Origin of the sequence: Streptomyces sp. NPDC048481 (assembly GCF_043200075.1) — a bacterium.
GTDB lineage: Bacteria > Actinomycetota > Actinomycetes > Streptomycetales > Streptomycetaceae > Streptomyces.
In genome coordinates this window covers 60,286-75,873 of the sequence record NZ_JBICXC010000016.1, presented here as the reverse complement: position 1 = coordinate 75,873, position 15,588 = coordinate 60,286, and the positions used below count along the sequence as shown (strand labels likewise).

At 72.4% G+C, this 15,588-nt stretch carries 14 protein-coding genes; 9 read left to right on the top strand and 5 right to left on the bottom strand.

Features of this window, described 5'->3' with window-relative positions:
- Positions 1-253 precede the first annotated feature (253 nt).
- Positions 254-1,054, top strand: a complete 801-nt coding sequence (locus ACGFSH_RS33065) for a phytanoyl-CoA dioxygenase family protein (protein ID WP_393355035.1) — start codon at positions 254-256, stop codon at positions 1,052-1,054.
- Positions 1,055-1,166: 112 nt separating this feature from the next.
- On the opposite strand, the gene ACGFSH_RS33060 is transcribed toward ACGFSH_RS33065, so the two are convergent.
- Positions 1,167-2,444: an ATP-grasp domain-containing protein gene (locus tag ACGFSH_RS33060; RefSeq protein WP_393355033.1), complete on the bottom strand. Its 1,278-nt coding sequence runs from the start codon at positions 2,442-2,444 to the stop codon at positions 1,167-1,169.
- Between the two features lie 77 nt (positions 2,445-2,521).
- Here ACGFSH_RS33060 and ACGFSH_RS33055 point away from each other — a divergent pair, with 77 nt between their 5' ends.
- Together ACGFSH_RS33055 and ACGFSH_RS33050 are read left to right on the top strand one after the other, a co-directional pair.
- Complete coding sequence (locus ACGFSH_RS33055) at positions 2,522-3,721, top strand: MFS transporter (protein ID WP_393355031.1); 1,200 nt, start codon at positions 2,522-2,524, stop codon at positions 3,719-3,721.
- 88 nt (positions 3,722-3,809) lie between these two features.
- The gene (locus ACGFSH_RS33050) at positions 3,810-5,126 is read left to right on the top strand and encodes a nucleotide disphospho-sugar-binding domain-containing protein (protein WP_393355029.1); all 1,317 of its coding nucleotides are present in this window, start codon (positions 3,810-3,812) and stop codon (positions 5,124-5,126) included.
- A 72-nt stretch (positions 5,127-5,198) separates the two neighbouring features.
- Here ACGFSH_RS33050 and ACGFSH_RS33045 read toward each other — a convergent pair whose 3' ends face one another.
- Positions 5,199-6,743, bottom strand: a complete 1,545-nt coding sequence (locus ACGFSH_RS33045; protein WP_393355027.1) for an alpha/beta fold hydrolase — start codon at positions 6,741-6,743, stop codon at positions 5,199-5,201.
- 164 nt (positions 6,744-6,907) lie between these two features.
- On the opposite strand from ACGFSH_RS33045, the gene ACGFSH_RS33040 reads away from it, so the two are divergent.
- From ACGFSH_RS33040 to ACGFSH_RS33030, 3 genes are all read left to right on the top strand, one after another.
- Entirely contained in the window at positions 6,908-7,261 is a 354-nt protein-coding gene (locus ACGFSH_RS33040) for a VOC family protein (protein ID WP_393355025.1), read from the top strand.
- 208 nt (positions 7,262-7,469) lie between these two features.
- Positions 7,470-8,450 carry a dTDP-glucose 4,6-dehydratase gene (gene rfbB / locus ACGFSH_RS33035; RefSeq protein WP_393355023.1) on the top strand — a complete coding sequence of 327 codons (981 nt, stop codon included), beginning with the start codon at positions 7,470-7,472 and terminating at the stop codon, positions 8,448-8,450.
- Positions 8,447-9,829, top strand: coding sequence for an NDP-hexose 2,3-dehydratase family protein (locus tag ACGFSH_RS33030; RefSeq protein WP_393355021.1), 1,383 nt, complete (start codon positions 8,447-8,449; stop codon positions 9,827-9,829). Before rfbB ends, ACGFSH_RS33030 begins: the two co-directional genes overlap by 4 nt.
- A gap of 91 nt (positions 9,830-9,920) precedes the next feature.
- Here the strand turns inward: ACGFSH_RS33030 and ACGFSH_RS33025 are convergent, their stop codons facing one another.
- Together ACGFSH_RS33025 and ACGFSH_RS33020 are read right to left on the bottom strand one after the other, a co-directional pair.
- A complete protein-coding gene (locus ACGFSH_RS33025) occupies positions 9,921-10,415 on the bottom strand; it encodes a carboxymuconolactone decarboxylase family protein (protein ID WP_393355019.1) in 495 nt (164 codons plus the stop codon).
- Positions 10,416-10,481: 66 nt separating this feature from the next.
- Positions 10,482-11,252 carry a gamma-glutamyl-gamma-aminobutyrate hydrolase family protein gene (locus tag ACGFSH_RS33020; RefSeq protein ID WP_393355017.1) on the bottom strand — a complete coding sequence of 257 codons (771 nt, stop codon included), beginning with the start codon at positions 11,250-11,252 and terminating at the stop codon, positions 10,482-10,484.
- 226 nt (positions 11,253-11,478) lie between these two features.
- Between ACGFSH_RS33020 and ACGFSH_RS33015 the strand changes: the two genes are divergently transcribed.
- From ACGFSH_RS33015 to ACGFSH_RS33005, 3 genes are all read left to right on the top strand, one after another.
- Complete coding sequence (locus ACGFSH_RS33015) at positions 11,479-12,405, top strand: ABC transporter ATP-binding protein (protein WP_393355082.1); 927 nt, start codon at positions 11,479-11,481, stop codon at positions 12,403-12,405.
- Entirely contained in the window at positions 12,402-13,241 is an 840-nt protein-coding gene (locus tag ACGFSH_RS33010) for an ABC transporter permease subunit (protein WP_393355015.1), read from the top strand. The genes ACGFSH_RS33015 and ACGFSH_RS33010 overlap by 4 nt, the downstream gene beginning before the upstream one ends.
- A 195-nt stretch (positions 13,242-13,436) precedes the next feature.
- Positions 13,437-14,567 carry a nuclease gene (locus ACGFSH_RS33005; protein WP_393355013.1) on the top strand — a complete coding sequence of 377 codons (1,131 nt, stop codon included), beginning with the start codon at positions 13,437-13,439 and terminating at the stop codon, positions 14,565-14,567.
- On the opposite strand, the gene ACGFSH_RS33000 is transcribed toward ACGFSH_RS33005, so the two are convergent.
- Positions 14,528-15,427 carry a helix-turn-helix transcriptional regulator gene (locus tag ACGFSH_RS33000; RefSeq protein ID WP_393355080.1) on the bottom strand — a complete coding sequence of 300 codons (900 nt, stop codon included), beginning with the start codon at positions 15,425-15,427 and terminating at the stop codon, positions 14,528-14,530. The genes ACGFSH_RS33005 and ACGFSH_RS33000 overlap by 40 nt on opposite strands.
- Positions 15,428-15,588 lie beyond the last annotated feature (161 nt).

The following is a 15,588-nucleotide window of genomic DNA, read 5'->3' as shown; positions in this document are numbered from 1 at the left end:
CTTGCTGGTCTCCTGCTCAGCGTCACGGGTCTCGATGAAGTCACGGTCGCTCATTTGTCACTCCCTCCGCCGATTATCGAGTTGTCGCGGACCGAATGGTCCGCTCGGCCCGAAAGCATACGGAGAGCGCGGAACGCGCGGCAACGGCCTTGATACGCCGACGTTGAACATGAACATTTCCGTGATATGCGCGGTTCGTTTCACGGCGATCCGAGTCGCGGAGAGGGAGAGCGAGAGCGAGAGGGAGAGAACAATGGACGACACGCATTACGGTGACGTACGCAGAAACGGATTCACGCGGCTCCCCCGACTGGCGGCGGGCGAGGCGCTCACCCGGCTTCGCGACGCGGTGGAGGACCTGAGGGAACTCGCCCGCGACCGCACGGTCTCCAGCGGCGACTTCGTCCTGGAGGCACCCGGGATCGGCGGCTGGGCGGCGTGGCAGCAGGGCGCCGAAGCCCTCCCCGGGGTCCTGAGGTCGGCCGACCGCATCCATGAGCACGTCCCCGCCTTCGAGGCCGTGCAGCGGTCGCTGGACCTGGCCGGCGTGCCGGTCGCGGGGGCCGCCGGGAGCCCGGGCACGCTGGTCAACGCGTTCCTGTGGGCCAAGCCGCCCGTGGTGGGATCGGCCAAGCCCTGGCATCAGGACATCGCCTTCGCGCCGCCCTCGTTCGGCGCCGAGGACCACGGCATCGTGACGATCTGGATCGCGCTGGACGCGGCCACCGTGCGCAACGGCTGCCTGGAGTTCATCCCCGGCTCCCATCTGCTCGGGCTGTTCCCGCACACCGGGGACCGCGAACGCCGGCCCGGCGAAGCGCCGCGCGCGGGCGCGGTGGAGCCGCACGTGGCGGACGAGCACCTGCCGCGCACGGCCGATCCGGTGGCCGTGCCCCTCGAACCCGGTTCGGCCGTCATGTTCGACGGCATGGTGCTGCACCGCTCGGCGCCCAACACGACGGCGACCGAGCCCCGCACGGCCGTCAGCTTCGTCTACCGGGTGCCGCGTCCGGCGTGGACCCGGATGGAGCCGGCCGACATCGCCCGCGTGTGACGTTCGACCGCGGCGGCTCCGCAGTCGAACGCCCGCCCCGCGCACGGCGGCTGACGTGCCGTCCGGCCCGGGCGCCGGGCGGGGGCGTCGGGGCCGGGCACGGGGCGGGGTGTCAGGAGCGCGGCGCGCCGTCCAGGCCGTAGAAGGCGGCGCCGTCGAGGTGGCGGATCGTGTTCACGTCGCGCTGCACGACCTCCTCCAGGTCGTGCAGCAGCGTCACGATCAGCGGATAGGTGAGGTCGTCGACCGTGCGTTCGATCTCCTGACCCGGCTTCACCACCGTGATCAGGCTGTGGAAGCTCTCCAGCCGCTCGATCTCGTCGAGCCCCCGGTACTCGCTGAGCACCCCCTTCACCGGCGAGACCATGCCGACGATCGCGCTGTGCCGCCGCAGCCGGTACGGGGTCCCGGCGCGGGCGTGGAACCGCTCGGGGCGCAGATAGGCGTCCACGGTCCACTCCAGCTGCGACTCGCCGATGCACAGACCCGCGCAGGCGGGGATGCCCCCGCCGGCGATCCGGGCGCCCACCTCCACCAGGCACGGCCCCTGCGGGGTCATCCTGATCTCCAGATGCGCCGGGCCGTGACGGACGCCGAGGGCGTCGAGCACCTCGAACGCGTAGGCGCGCAGCGGCTCCACGACCCGGCTCTCCGCCTCGACCAGCGACAGCGCGTCGCACAGGTCGACCACCCCGTTCGCGCTCAGCCGGCCCGTGCGCCACACGTCGCACAGATGGTGACGGCCGTCCCGGCTGACGGTGTTCACCATGTACTCGGTGCCCGGCAGGTACTCCTGCGCCACCGCCCCCTTGTTGGGCTGGGAGAACACGTCGTCGGCGTCGGCGAGGGAACGGAAGGCCGCCACCGACTCCTGCGGGGTGTCGCAGAAGAAGACGCCCTGGCTGCCCGCGCTGCGCGGCGGCTTGACGACGACACGTCCGCCCAGTTCGCCGTGCCAGGCCGCGAGTTCGTCCGCGTCGGTGGCGCGCAGCTGCCGGGCGGCGCGAAGCCCCGCGGCCCGTACCGCCTCGACCATGAGATGCTTGTCGCGCCGCGCGGCGCTCAGAGCGGTGCCGTTGCCCGGCAGACCGAGCCGCTCCGCGAGCAGGTCCGCGAACTCCACCCCGCTCTCCCCGCCCGCGATCACCGCGATCGGCGTGAACGCCCCGACGGCCTCGGCCGTGGCCTCCAGATCGCCGTCGTGGACGATATCGGCGACGAAGTCCGCGGGGACGTACGGCGACCCGCGATAAACGTACGGAACGTCACGGGTGCTCTGTACACGGACCAGGGAACATCCCTGTTCCAAAAATGTCAGAACGAGTGAACGGACCGCCGCGTAGGCGTCGACCATCACAATGCACGGGCGGCCCTCGATGGCTGCTGTCATGTGTTCAAAGTAGGCAGAGCCGTCCCTCGCGGAAAGGCGTTCAACTCTGACACCCTCCTCCTTCGGAGGAGTACCTGATGACGTCTTTTCGCACCGGCCCGCGTTCGCCGCACTGCACTCCGGTACTGCTGTTCGTCAATACGTCCGGCAGTTTCCTGGTCCTGGTGAGCCTTTCCACGCTCGTCGGATCGGCCACCGGATCGGGACTGCTCGCCGCGGCCGTGCTCAGCGCGCCGTGGCTGCCCGCGCTGCTGATGGCCGCGCCGCTCAACCGACTGCTCGACCGCCATGCCCCGGAGCGGCTCGTCCGGCTGGCCGAGGCGGTCAGCCTGGCGCTGACCGCGGCCGCGCTCCTGACACCGCAGCGCGCCCTGCTCGCGGTCGCCGGCGTCCTGCTGCTGGTGCGCGGGTTCTTCGAGGCGGTCACCCGCGCGGCCACCGCGCTCGTGCTGCGCGACACGGTGCCCGCACAGCGCCTGGACCGGGCCAACACCGTCGCCGAGATCGGCAAGCTGACCGGCGTCAGCGTGGGCGCGGCGCTGGCCGGCCCCGCCTCGGCGGTGCTGTCGCTGCGCGGGCTGATCGCGGTGAACGCGGCGACGCTGGTCCTCAGCGCGCTGCTCGCCTGGGCGCTGCCGTCCGCACCCGCGAAGGCCCCGGACGGTGCCACGGACGGTGACGGGGCCCGGGCCACCGCCCGTCCCCGCGTCGACGACCCCGCCCTGCGCAGGCTGTTCGCCCGGTTCCTGCTCGTCTCGTTCTGGCAGGGCTTCCACACCGTGGCCGTCACCGTCGTCCCCGTCCAGGTGCTGGGCGGCGGCACCCGCCTCGTGGGCGTGTTCGTCGCCGTCTCCTCGGTGGCCCTGTTCGCCGGCTCGCTCGCCGCCCTGCCGGTCCAGCGCCACCTCGCACGCGTGCCCTCCGCCGTCTGGGCGGTCCTTCCCATGCCGCCGCTGCTGGCGGCGCTGCTGGCGGGACGCACCGTGCCGACGCTCGCGCTGTACGCGCTGTTCCTGGTCCTGTTCGAGGTGGCCTACCTCCACTACAACAACCGGCTCCTGGCCACGGCCTCCGCGGCCGAACTGCCGTCCGTGGTGACCCTGCGGGCCACCCTGCTCCCGTCGGGCGTGGCGGTCTCCATCCTGGCGCTGGGCGGTCTGTGCGACCTGGTGGGGCCGCTTTCCACCGCCTCGGTGGTGGCCGTGGTCACCGTCCTCGTCACCGCCTCGACCGGCACCGCCGGACACGCCTGGAGACGACGCGTGCGGGACGCCTGACCGGGCCGGCCGGGCGGCCGGGGGCCGCAGGACCGAGCAGCGCGCCGTTCACCCGTGATCCCCGTTCCCGATCCGAAGGAGTCCCGACGTGCGCGTCCTCATCGTGCCGTTCCCCTGGAAGACCCATGTGTTCAATCTGGTGCCGCTCGCCTGGTCGTTGCAGACGGCCGGTCACGAGGTGCGCGTGGCCGTCTGGCCGGATCTGCTCGACACCGTCACCTCGGCCGGGCTGACGGCCGTGGGCGTCGGTCCGGGCGAGACGGTGGACGTCCGCGTGCAGCGCGACCGGCGCCAGACGACGGACCGCGCCGCCGCCGCCCGCAGGTCCGCGCAGCCGGGGGTGGACCCGCTGTTCGACCTGCGGCCCGACCGCGAGCGGCTGAACTGGGAGCAGGCCTGCCACGTCTTCGACGACCTGGTGCTCCCGCAGGCGCGGCGGTCCAACGACTCGATGACGGAGGACCTGGTAGCCGTGGCCCGCGCCTGGCGGCCCGACCTGGTGCTGTGGGGCGCCAAGGCGTTCGCGGGCGCGGTCGCCGCCGAGGCCGTGGGCGCGGTGCACGCCCGGGTGCTGTACTCCGTCGACGTCTACACCCGTATGCGCGAGGACTTCCTGCACGCCCTGGACCGGCAGCCGGCGGACCGGCGCGCCGACCCGCTGCGGGACTGGCTGACGGGCTGGGCGGGCCGCTACGGCGTCGGCTTCTCCGAGGACCTGGTCAACGGCCAGTTCACCGTCGCCCCGCTCCCCGAGGCCTTCCGGCCCGACGAGCGGCCCACCACCCTGCCCGTGCAGTTCGTCCCCTACAACGGCCCGGCCGTCGTGCCCGAATGGCTCGCCGCACCGCCCGCCGCGCCGCGGGTGCTCATGACGTTCGGCGACTCGGCCGACGGGCCGCCCCGGCTCCCGCTGCCCGTCGAACGCGTCCAGGAGATCCTCGACTCGGTGGCGGACCTGGAGATGGAGCTGGTGCTGGCGCTGCCGCCGGACGCGCTGCGGGAGCTGCGCGAGGTGCCGGCCAACGCCCGCGTCGTGCGCTCGGTGCCGCTGGCCGAGGTGCTGCCGACCTGCGCGGCGGTGGTGCACCACGGCGGCACCTGGTCGTTCGGCTGCGCGCTGCGCCAGGGCGTGCCCCAGCTGCTGATCGGCCGGGCCTTCGACGCCCCGCTGAAGTTCCGGTGCCTTCAGGCCGCGGGCGCGGGGTTCGCCATGACGCCCGCGCAGGTGGACGGGCCCGGGGTGCGCGCCGCGCTCCTGCGGCTGCTGCACGACCCGCAGGTCCGGGCGAACGCCGGGCGGCTGCGCGAGCAGATGCTGGCCATGCCCACGCCCAACGAGCTGGTGCGGACCCTGGAGACGCTGGTCGCCGCCCGCCGGCCCGGCGCCGTGGGCGCCCTTCGCTGACCGGCACGACAGGGACGGGCCCCGCGTGAACCGTCACGCGGGGCCCGTCCCTGTCAGGTGTGCGGGTACTCCTCAGGACGCGGGCACCGGGTCGGCCGCCGCCTGGCAGACGGCGTCCTTGCCCTTCTTCGACGCCGGACGGGTGCCGTCCCGGAAGAAGTCGCCGACGTACTTGTTCAGGCAGGTGTTGTTGTTGGCCGACAGCGCCGCACCGACGTTGTGCCCGCCCTTCTCCAGCACCAGCCGGGAGTTGGGGAACAGCGCGTGCGTCTCGACGGCGCCGGCGACGCCGTGCGCGGTGTCGAACTGGGGCTGCACCAGCAGCACGTCCACCTGGGCGTTGCCGACCTTCATCGGCTTGCGGGCCGGCTCCGGCCAGAAGGCGCACGGCGCGTCGTACCAGGCGTTGGGCCAGGTCAGGATGCGCGCGCCGGCCTTGTACTGGCGGTCGCGGTCCTTGCTCCAGCGGTTCCAGTTCTGCGGCCACGGGCCGTCGAGGCAGTTCACCGCGTTGGTCATCGCGTGCCGGTTCTGGTGCGGGAAGCCCGGCGGCGTGTAGCCGGTCCGCAGCGACGTCGGGTCCTTGCGCACCACGAAGTCGGAGAGCACCTGCGCCCGCGAGAGCCAGGTCCAGCTGCGGTAGACGACCGGCTCGAACATGTCCGCCCACTCCGCGGGGCCGATCTTGCCGTCGAGGGGCGCCGCCGCCAGCTCGTCCTGCGCCTTGTAGTAGTTCGCCTCGACCGCCGCCTCGGTCGTGCCGAGGTGGTAGACGGCGTCGTACTTGGCGACCCAGGCGAAGAAGATCTCCGCGTTGCGCTCGGACAGCACGTTCTTGCGCAGGCTGTTGCGGTACCCGACGCCGCTGGGACGCACCACGCTGTCCAGCACCATCCGCTGAAGCCGGTCCGGGAACAGGGTGGCGTAGACCGAGCCCAGGTAGGTGCCCCAGTCGGTGCCGAAGTAGGTGATCTTCTCCTGGCCCAGCGCGATCCGCATCCGGTCCAGGTCGCGCGCCGCCTCCTCGGTGCCGAGGTGCGAGAGCACGTCGCCGTACTTCTCACCGCAGCTGTCGGCGTAGGCGTGGGCGCGCTTGACCCACTCCTGCTCGGCGGCGGGAGTGGCGGGCACCGGGTCCGGCTGCGCGTGCCCGGGGTCGAGGTAGCCGACGTCGCAGACGACGGACGGCTCGCTGGCGCCGACGCCGCGCGGGTCGAAGCCGATCCAGTCGTAGGCCGCGCCGACGTCCTTGGCCAGTCCGGTGGTGCCCAGGGCGTACCGGGTGGGCAGGTCACGGCCGATGCCGCCGGGCCACTGGCCGCGGTTGAGGATCACGACGCCCTTGTACTCGCTGTCGGGGGCGGTGTGCCTGGCCCGGGTCAGCGCCAGGCTGATCTTCCTGCCCTGCGGGGCGTCGTAGTCGAGCGGCACCTGCACCGTGCCGCACTCCAGGTTCTTGAGCATGTCGCCGAGAACCGGGTCGCCGCCCGGACACGGCACCCAGTCGACGGTGCCGGCGGCCGGTACGGCCGCATCGTTCGCCACCGCGACCGGGGCGACGGCCGAGCCCACCAGCGCGGCCGCGATCACCGGTATGACCAACGCAAGCTTTCTCACGTGATTCCCCTCCTATTTCAGCGCGCTCGCAGCGTGGCACCGGCCTGTCGGCTCACACTCAAGAACGCCTGGAAACCGCCTTGAGGCGGCACGCGGGGCGCTGCTACGGCTTCCCGGATCTCCCTAGCATGAGGCGACGAAATTCCGACCCCCCGGGAGTGAGAATGTCCGACGCGGCCATCCAGGGAATCAAGACCGTGCTGCACCCGGTGGCGGACATGGCGGCCGCCAGGAAGCTGTACGCCGCCCTGCTCGGCACCGAGCCGCAGACCGACTCGGAGTACTACGTCGGGTTCGACGTCGCGGGCCAGCACATCGGGCTGGTGCCGGCCGGGGCGCAGGGCGTCACCTCGCAGGTCGCCTACTGGCACGTGAGCGACCTCGACGCGAAGCTGGCCGAGGTCACCGCCGCGGGCGCCACGGTGAGCAGCCCCGCCAAGGAGGTCGGCGGCGGCCGCCGGGTGGCGACGGTCACCGACCTCGACGGCAACGTGCTGGGGCTGCTCCAGGACAGCTGACACCGCGTCCGACGGGCCCGCCGACCGCGGCGGGCCCGTCGAGTCCGTCTCGAGAGGGCTTCGAGGGCGGCCGTCCAGCCTCACCGGACAGGGTGGGCACAGGGCCGCCGTCGCGGCCGGCGGGACCCGCGGCGCACCCTTCCGTCCCCTCAAGGAAAAGGGAAAAGGACATGCTTCGAGCGTGGAATTCCGACTGCGACGTGATCTCATGAAAATCCTCGTCACCGGCGGCGCCGGATTCATCGGCTCGCACTACGTACGGACCATGCTCGACGGGGGGTATCCGGGTTTCGAGGACGCGCGCGTCACCGTCCTGGACGCGCTGACCTACGCGGGGAACCGTGACAACCTCCCCGCCTCCCACCCGCGGCTGTCCTTCGCACACGGGAACATCCTCGACCGGGAGCTGCTGAGCGGCCTGCTCGACGGCCAGGACGCGGTGGTGCACTTCGCGGCCGAGAGCCACGTCGACCGCTCCATCGCCAGCGGCGCGGCGTTCGTGCGCACCAACGTGGAGGGCACCCAGGCGGTGCTAGAGGCGAGCCTCGCGGCCGGCGTCGAACGGGTCGTGCACATCTCGACCGACGAGGTGTACGGCTCCATCGAGGAGGGCGAGTGGACCGAGGAGTCCCCGCTGCTGCCCAACTCGCCCTACGCCGCCTCCAAGGCCGCCTCCGACCTCATCGCCCTGGCCTACTTCCGCACCCACCGGCTGAACGTCTCGGTCACCCGGTGCTCCAACAACTACGGGCCCTACCAGCACCCGGAGAAGTTCATCCCGCTCGCCGTCACCCACCTGCTCGAAGGCCGCCCCATACCCGTCTACGGCGACGGCGGGCAGGTCCGCGAGTGGCTGCACGTGGACGACCACTGCCGCGCCGTGCAACGGGTCCTCACCGACGGCCGGGCGGGCGAGGCCTACAACATCGGCGCCGGCACGCCCGTGCCGAACCTGGAGCTGGCCCACCGGCTCGCCGAACTGTGCGGGGCCGGACCGGACATGATCCGGCACATCACCGACCGCAAGGGCCACGACCGGCGCTACGCCCTCGACCAGGGCCGCATCGAGCGCGAACTCGGCCACCGGCCGCTGACCGCGTTCGACACCGGGCTCGCCGAGACCGTCGCCTGGTACCGGGACAACCCCAGGTGGTGGAAGCCGCTCAAGGAGAACGGCGGCCGCCCGTGAGCGCCCCGGCCCGCCTCGTGCCGCGCACCAGGGCGGCGGTCGCCGAGCGCCTGGCGCTGTCGGCCGCGACGGCCGAGGGCGTGCACACCGCGACGTCCGAGGTGCCGGGCTGGCTGGACCGGCACCGGCGCTCCTGCGGGACGGTGGTGCGGCGCATCCCGTTCGCCGCCCTCGACAACTGGTCCTTCGCCCCGGACACCGGGAACCTGCGGCACGGCAGCGGACGGTTCTTCACCGTCGAGGGCCTGCACGTGACCCGGCCGCAGACGCAGTGGCAGCAGCCGATCATCGTGCAGCCGGAGATCGGCATCCTCGGCATCCTCGCCAAGGAGTTCGACGGGGTCCTGCACTTCCTGATGCAGGCCAAGATGGAGCCCGGCAACCCCAACCTGGTCCAGCTCTCGCCCACCGTGCAGGCCACCCGCAGCAACTACACGCAGGCGCACGGCGGAAGCGGGGTGAGATACCTGGAGCACTTCCTCGTCCCCCGGCGCGAGCAGGTGCTCACCGACGTCCTCCAGTCCGAGCACGGCGCCTGGTTCTTCCGCAAACGCAACCGCAACATGATCGTCGAGGTGGACGGCGACGTCCCCGTCCACGACTCCTTTTGCTGGCTCACCCTGGGCCAGATCCTGCGGCTGCTGCGCCTGGACAACGTCGTGAACATGGACGCGCGCACGGTGCTGGCGAGCGCGCCCGCGGTGCCGGCCGAGACGCGGGCGCTGTCGTCCGACGCCGACCTGCTCGCCTGGTTCACCGGGGAGCGGGCCCGGCACGACGTCCGCGCCCGGCTCATGCCGCTGCGCGAGATCGCCGGCTGGCAGCGAGGCGAGCACGCCCTCGGCCGGACCGACGGCAGGTTCTTCCGGGTCGTCGCGGTGTCCGTCGAGGGCGCCGGCCGCGAGGTCGCCGGCTGGACCCAGCCCATCATCGAACCGGTCGAGCGCGGTGTCGTCGGCTTCGCCTACCGGGTCTTCGACGGCGTCCCGCACGTCCTGGCCCACGCGCGCGTCGAGGGCGGCTTCCTCGACACCGTCGAGCTCGCGCCGACCGTGCAGTGCGTCCCGTCGAACTACGCGCCCCTGCCGGCCGGGGAGCGGCCGCTCTTCCTGGACGCGGTGCTGAACGCCCCGCCCGGCAGGGTCCGCTACTCGACGGTGCACTCCGAGGAGGGCGGCCGGTTCCTCGACGCCGAGAGCCGCTACCTGATCGTCGAGACCGACGAGGCGACGACGCCGGACCAGCCGCCGCCCGGATACCACTGGGTCACGCCCGGCCAGCTCAAATGGCTCGCCGCGCACAGCCGCTACGTCAACGTGCAGGCCAGGACGCTGCTCGCCGTCCTCGACGCGGCGCTCGGCGGCGACGGCGCGCCCTGAGCCGCGAGGACCGCGCCGAGGGGGCGCGCCGACGACGTCAGGCCCTGTCCGGGGAGTGCCACCGGACAGGGCCTGACGGGTTCGCGGGGGGTTACTGGGCCGCGGTGAGCCTGCTGGTCATCGGCGTCCACGTCTTGGGGTTGATGCGCCAGTCCACCGCCTCCTGCTTGGTGACGACGTTGACCCGGTTCCAGAGGTTGACCAGCCCGATGTGCAGGACCACGGCGGCCAGCTGCACCTCGGTCCAGTGCCTGGCGGCCTCCTCCCAGACCTCGTCCGAGACGGGGTCCTCACGGCCGTCGATCCGCGTGGCGGCCTCGGACAGCGCCAGCAGCGAGCGCTCGGCGTCGGTGAAGCAGGTCTGCTCCCGCCACGTCTCCACCAGCGGCAGACGGCGGTCCTCCTCCCCCGCGTCCTCGAACTCCTTGGGCTTGCGGGGCAGATGGACCGTGCGCCCGTTGATCTGGCTCACCCTCAGGTGGACGAGCACCAGCGTCTGCAGGGGAACGCCGACGCTGTTGACGGCCTTGACCAGCGCGCGCATCGGCGGAAGAACGTCGGGAACCACCAGGGAGGGGTTCGGCATCCGCGGCGACATAATTCTCCTTCGCATGGGGATCGAAAATCAGTTTGCCCTCGGGTCCGCCTTTTCTCAATGAATCGAAAATGCGGCGGACGTCTCTTTTCGCAGGCTTCCTGCGGCGTGTGCGAGGGCTTGGTGAAGTCGTTTGTCGGCCGTGTAACCGGATTCCCACTGCACGCCGATGGCAAAGGGGTGGTCCACGACTTCCACGGCCTCGACGGTGCCGTCCCCGGCCCGCCCGGTGACGGCGAGGCCGCTGCCGAGCCGGTCCACCGCCTGGTGGTGGTGGCAGGCCGTCTCCGGCTCGTCCTCGTCGAGGACGGCGGCGATCAGGCTGCCGGGCACCAGCTTCAGCGGCTGCCGGCCGAGGGTGAAGTCGGCCGTCCGCGGCCGGTGGCCGTCGTGGCCGGTGACGTCCGACAGATGCTGATGGAGGGTGCCGCCGTGCAGCACGTTGAGCAGCTGCATCCCGCGGCAGATCGCCAGCAGCGGCAGACCGGCCTCCAACGCCCGCTCCATCAGCGACAGTTCGGACCGGTCGGCGGCCGGATCCGGTGCCCGGGTCGCCGGGTGGGCCGGCGCGCCGTACAGCGCCGGGTCCAGGTCGGGGCCGCCCGGCACCAGCAGCCCGTCCAGCCGGCCGACGATCTCCTCGGCCCCCGGCGCCAACGGCAGCAGCAGGGGAGTGCAGCCCGCCTCGGCCAGGAACGCCACGTGCGACTGCAACGCCAGGGAGACGACCAGATCGCCGCCCTGGAGGGTGACCGGCGCCGTCCGCGCGCAGATCCCCACCACCGGCCGCCGCCGGTCGGACGCCGAACCGTTCGTGACTGAATTCATGACGACCCCCGTCGGTTTCCGGGTTCAACCGAGGAAAGTAAGCAGATGGAACACGCCCTTCCCCGGACAGGCGGAACCGCCAAAATATCGGTGGCGTGATGCGCGGGCCATCGTTCACGGCCCGCTCGAGGCCGCGACTACTGAACAGATAGCGATCCTGCTATCACAGGGGTCCGGGGGATTTTGCCCCAGCGAAAACTGTCGCAGCCATTCAACCGAGGTGACCATGATCGAGGCCAAGAACCTCACGAAACGCTACGGCGACAAGACCGCCGTGAACGACCTGTCGTTCACGGTCGAGCCCGGCCGGGTCACCGGCTTCCTGGGCCCCAACGGCGCGGGCAAGTCCACCACCATGCGACTGCTGCTGGGACTCGACCGGCCCGACGCCGGCGAGGCCACCGTCAACGGCGTCCCCTACCGCGAACTGGCGCGCCCCCTGCGCGTCGTCGGGGCCCTGCTGGAAGCGCGCGCCGTGCACACCGGCCGCAGCGCCCACGACCACCTGCTCTGCCTCGCCCAGACCCAGGGCATCGGCCGGCGCCGCGTCGAGGAGGTCATCGAACAGGTCGGGCTGGCGTCGGTGGCCCGCAAGAGGGCCGGCGGCTTCTCCCTCGGCATGGGACAGCGCCTCGGCATCGCCGCCGCACTGCTCGGCGACCCCGCCGCACTGGTCCTGGACGAGCCCGTCAACGGCCTCGACCCCGAGGGCATCCTCTGGATCCGCAACCTGATGAAGTCGCTCGCGGCCGAGGGCCGCGCGGTCTTCGTCTCCAGCCATCTGATGAACGAGATGGCCGTCACCGCCGATCACCTCATCGTCATCGGCCGCGGCCGGCTGGTCGCCGACTGCTCCACCAAGGAGTTCATCGAGCGCAGCACGGAACAGTCCGTGCTCGTCAGGACGCCCGACGGGGCGCAGCTCGCCGGACTGCTCGAACGCCACGGCGCCACCGTCACCCGCACCGACGAGGGCGACCTCGACGTCAGCGGCCTCGAGGCCCCGCGCATCGCCGAACTCGCCGCCGCCGACGGCCTGGTGCTGCACGAGCTGTCGACCCGGCGGGGCTCCCTGGAGGAGGCCTTCATGGAACTGACCAAGGACGCCGTCGAGTACGACGCCGGCGTGCCCACCGCCGGAGGTGTGAAGTGAGCGCCACGACCGCCCCCCTCACCGGGACCGGCCCGGCCGCCCGCGGCCGCGGACCGGGCTTCGGCAACCTGATGCTCTCCGAGTGGACGAAGATCCGCTCCGTGCGCTCCACCGTCTGGTCGCTCGCCATCCTGGTCGTCCTCACCCTGGTGTTCACCGCGCTGTTCCTCCAGATGGGCATCTCCAACTGGGACAAGACCGACCCCGCCCAGCAGGCCGAGATGCGCCTCGACCCGACGGGCACCATCCTGGGCAGCGGCATCCTGCTCAGCCAGCTCGCGGTGTGCGTGCTCGGCGTGATGGCGATCGCCTCCGAGTACTCCACCGGCATGATCCGCGCCAGCCTGCTCGCCGTGCCCCGCCGGGTGCCCGTGCTGGCGGCCAAGGCGACGGTGTTCGCGCTGCTGGTCCTCGCGGTCGGCGAACTGACCGCGTTCGGCTCGTTCTTCATCGGCGCGCCGATCATGGACGGCAAGGCGCCGGTCGCCCTCGGCGACCCCGGCGTCCTGCGCGCCGTCGTCGGCTGCGGCCTCTACCTCGCGCTGCTCGGCCTGTTCGCCCTGGCGGCCGGCGCGATCATCCGGCACACCGCCGCCAGCATCACCATCGTCATCGGCTTCGTCCTGGTGATCACCCCGATGGCGGCGCTGCTGCCCGGCAGCGTGGGCGAGCACATCCACGCCTGGCTCCCCACCCAGGCCGGCTTCATGATCACCCAGCAGGCGCCGCGCGCCGGCGACCTGCTGGGACCATGGGAGGGCCTGGGCGTGCTCGCGCTCTGGACGGCCGCCCTGCTGACCGTCGCGGCGGTGCAACTGCGGCGCCGCGACGCCTGACCCCCGCGGGCGTCCGTCCCCCCCTCGGCGGACGCCCGCGGTGCCGTGTGTCCAGAGAACGTCGACCTGCCCTCCACCGGGGCTGGAGACCCCCCTGCGACCCTCTTCGCCAGCGGCAGCAGAGAGGGAGTCAGCGGAATGTCTCAGAGGAACGCGCAAGCCGTCTCGATAACGAGTGCATTCAGTGTCGTCCGGATGGAGGGCGCCGGATCGTCGGCGCACAGCGAATTCGATCCGAGGAACTTCGACGAACTCCCGGCACGCGAAGTTCCCCTCTCCGCTCTCTCTCCCGGGGTTTCCCTGCGCCAGGGCGGAACGGACGCCGCTCATGTCCGGCTTCTCGTCGACGCCGCGGATTCCGCGGAACTGCCCCCCATTCTCGTCCAGGTGGACGGCTGCCGGGTCATCGACGGGCTGCACCGCCTGGAGGCCGCCCGCCTCATGGGCGACGAGAGCATCCGCGCCCGCTTCCTCGACTGCTCCAACTCCGAGGCTCTCGTCATCGCGATGAAGGCCAACGGCCTGCACGGCCTGCCGCTGTCGCGGGCCGACCGCGTCGCCGGAGCGCAGCGCGTCCTCGGCTCCCACCCCGACTGGTCCGACCGCGCCATCGCGGGCATCGCCGGACTGAGCGCCAAGACGATCGCCTCGCTGCGCGACCGCTCCGCGATCGCCACCCCCCAGGGCGGCAAGCGCATCGGCCAGGACGGCCGGCGGCGCCCGGTGGACGCGGGCGAGGGCAGACGACGCGCCGCCGAGTACATCGCCGCCCATCCGGACGCCCCGCTGCGCCAGGTCGCGCGGGCCACCGACGTGTCGCTGGGCACGGTGCACGACGTCAGCGCACGGCTGCGGCGCGGCGAGGGCCCCGAACGCAACGGGCGCCGCACCCACGGCGCGCGCCCGCAGCACGTGCGGCCCGTGCACGCCGTGCCCCCGCCCGACGACATGACGGCGCCGGCCGAGGGGGCCGGCGACGGCGTCCGCCGGGCGTCGCTGCGGGTCGCGGCCGGCGCCGAGGCCCCGCCGCCGCAGCGCCGCAACCACACCGAGGCCCCGCCCACCTGGGCGGCGGTGGCGGCCAAGATGGCCACCGACCCCGCCATCCGCTACACCGCGGACGGCCGGGAACTGCTGCGCTGGATGCAGGCCCACGCCACCGAGCCCGGCGAGGACTGGCGACGGCTCGTCGACGCCGTCCCGCCGCACTGGCTCGGCGTCGTCGCCCCCATCGCCGAGCACATCGGCAAGGAATGGTGCCTGCTCGCCGAACGCCTGAAATCCCGTCAGGACCTGTGCCGCAAACTGTCCCCTTCGGGCCCCTGACGACCCGGCCCGCCGACGGGTCCGACCGCTCGGTCCCTTGACGGGGCCGGTTCGGCGGGCACCGCCCGCAGCCGGGTCACGGTGGCCCGCTCCTGTGCCGGGGCGGTCGTGGCCGCGGCGGCCGCGGCACACCCCGGAGGCGGCACGAAGACCGCCGGGGGCTCCAGGCCGGGCAGGGCGAGCAGCGCCGGCGGATCCGACGGGAGGGCCGGCCGCAGCCGCACCGCCGCGCTGGTGACCTCCCCCGCGATGACGGTCACCGTCGTGGCGCGGTCGCCCGCGACGAGCGGGGTCCGCACGGCCCGCGGATCGTGACCGGCGCCGGCGGCCACCGCCACCGCGAGCAGATGCCAGCGCCCCTCGGGGACGTCCCGCAGGGTGTAGCAGGACGGACGGTCGCTCGGCACGTCGACGACGGCCGAGGCGACGGCCGGGTACTGGACGACGGCCGTGGCGAAGGCCCCCAGGAACACGCGGGCGTTGCCGTGGCCCCGCGGCAGCCTGACCGTGCCCGCGACCGAGCCGCGGGGCGCGTACGGGCCCGGCTCAGGGCCCGGCGGGACCTCCCCCTCGTCCCGGCACAGCCGGCGGAACCGGCCGGGGGACATTCCGACGAGGGCCGTGAAGGACCGCGTGAACGCGTCCGCGCCCGGGAATCCGACCGCCGCGGATATCTCCGCGATGGCCGAAGAGGTGCCGTCGATGAGTTTCTTCGCTTCGTGAATCCGCACCGCTTCGAGAAATCGCCGGGGACTCGTCCCGGTCTCCTCCTGGAAAACGCGGGAGAAATCGAAACGGCCGAGCGGAGTCCTCCGGGCGATGTCCGTGACGGTCAGCGGATCGCGGAATCGCTCGCGCATGTACGCGACCGCTTTCTCCACCGCTGTGTCCATAGCTCACCTCACCACGTGTCGAACCCCTCAACAGGGTGGCTCGGGAGTGTCGTGATCGGCTCGAACACCACTCGAGAACCACTACAGGCCTTGGAGAGGTGGAGACCGCCGGCCGGAAGCCCCGACAG

Coding starts and splice junctions, on each gene's coding strand:
- ACGFSH_RS33015 (WP_393355082.1), top strand. CDS start 11,479: ATGATCGAGGCCAAGAACCTCACGAAACGCTACGGCGACAAGACCGCC.
- ACGFSH_RS33060 (WP_393355033.1), bottom strand. CDS start 2,444: ATGACAGCAGCCATCGAGGGCCGCCCGTGCATTGTGATGGTCGACGCC.
- rfbB (WP_393355023.1), top strand. CDS start 7,470: ATGAAAATCCTCGTCACCGGCGGCGCCGGATTCATCGGCTCGCACTAC.
- ACGFSH_RS33000 (WP_393355080.1), bottom strand. CDS start 15,427: ATGCGCGAGCGATTCCGCGATCCGCTGACCGTCACGGACATCGCCCGG.
- ACGFSH_RS33020 (WP_393355017.1), bottom strand. CDS start 11,252: ATGAATTCAGTCACGAACGGTTCGGCGTCCGACCGGCGGCGGCCGGTG.
- ACGFSH_RS33065 (WP_393355035.1), top strand. CDS start 254: ATGGACGACACGCATTACGGTGACGTACGCAGAAACGGATTCACGCGG.
- ACGFSH_RS33025 (WP_393355019.1), bottom strand. CDS start 10,415: ATGCCGAACCCCTCCCTGGTGGTTCCCGACGTTCTTCCGCCGATGCGC.
- ACGFSH_RS33055 (WP_393355031.1), top strand. CDS start 2,522: ATGACGTCTTTTCGCACCGGCCCGCGTTCGCCGCACTGCACTCCGGTA.
- ACGFSH_RS33040 (WP_393355025.1), top strand. CDS start 6,908: ATGTCCGACGCGGCCATCCAGGGAATCAAGACCGTGCTGCACCCGGTG.
- ACGFSH_RS33005 (WP_393355013.1), top strand. CDS start 13,437: ATGGAGGGCGCCGGATCGTCGGCGCACAGCGAATTCGATCCGAGGAAC.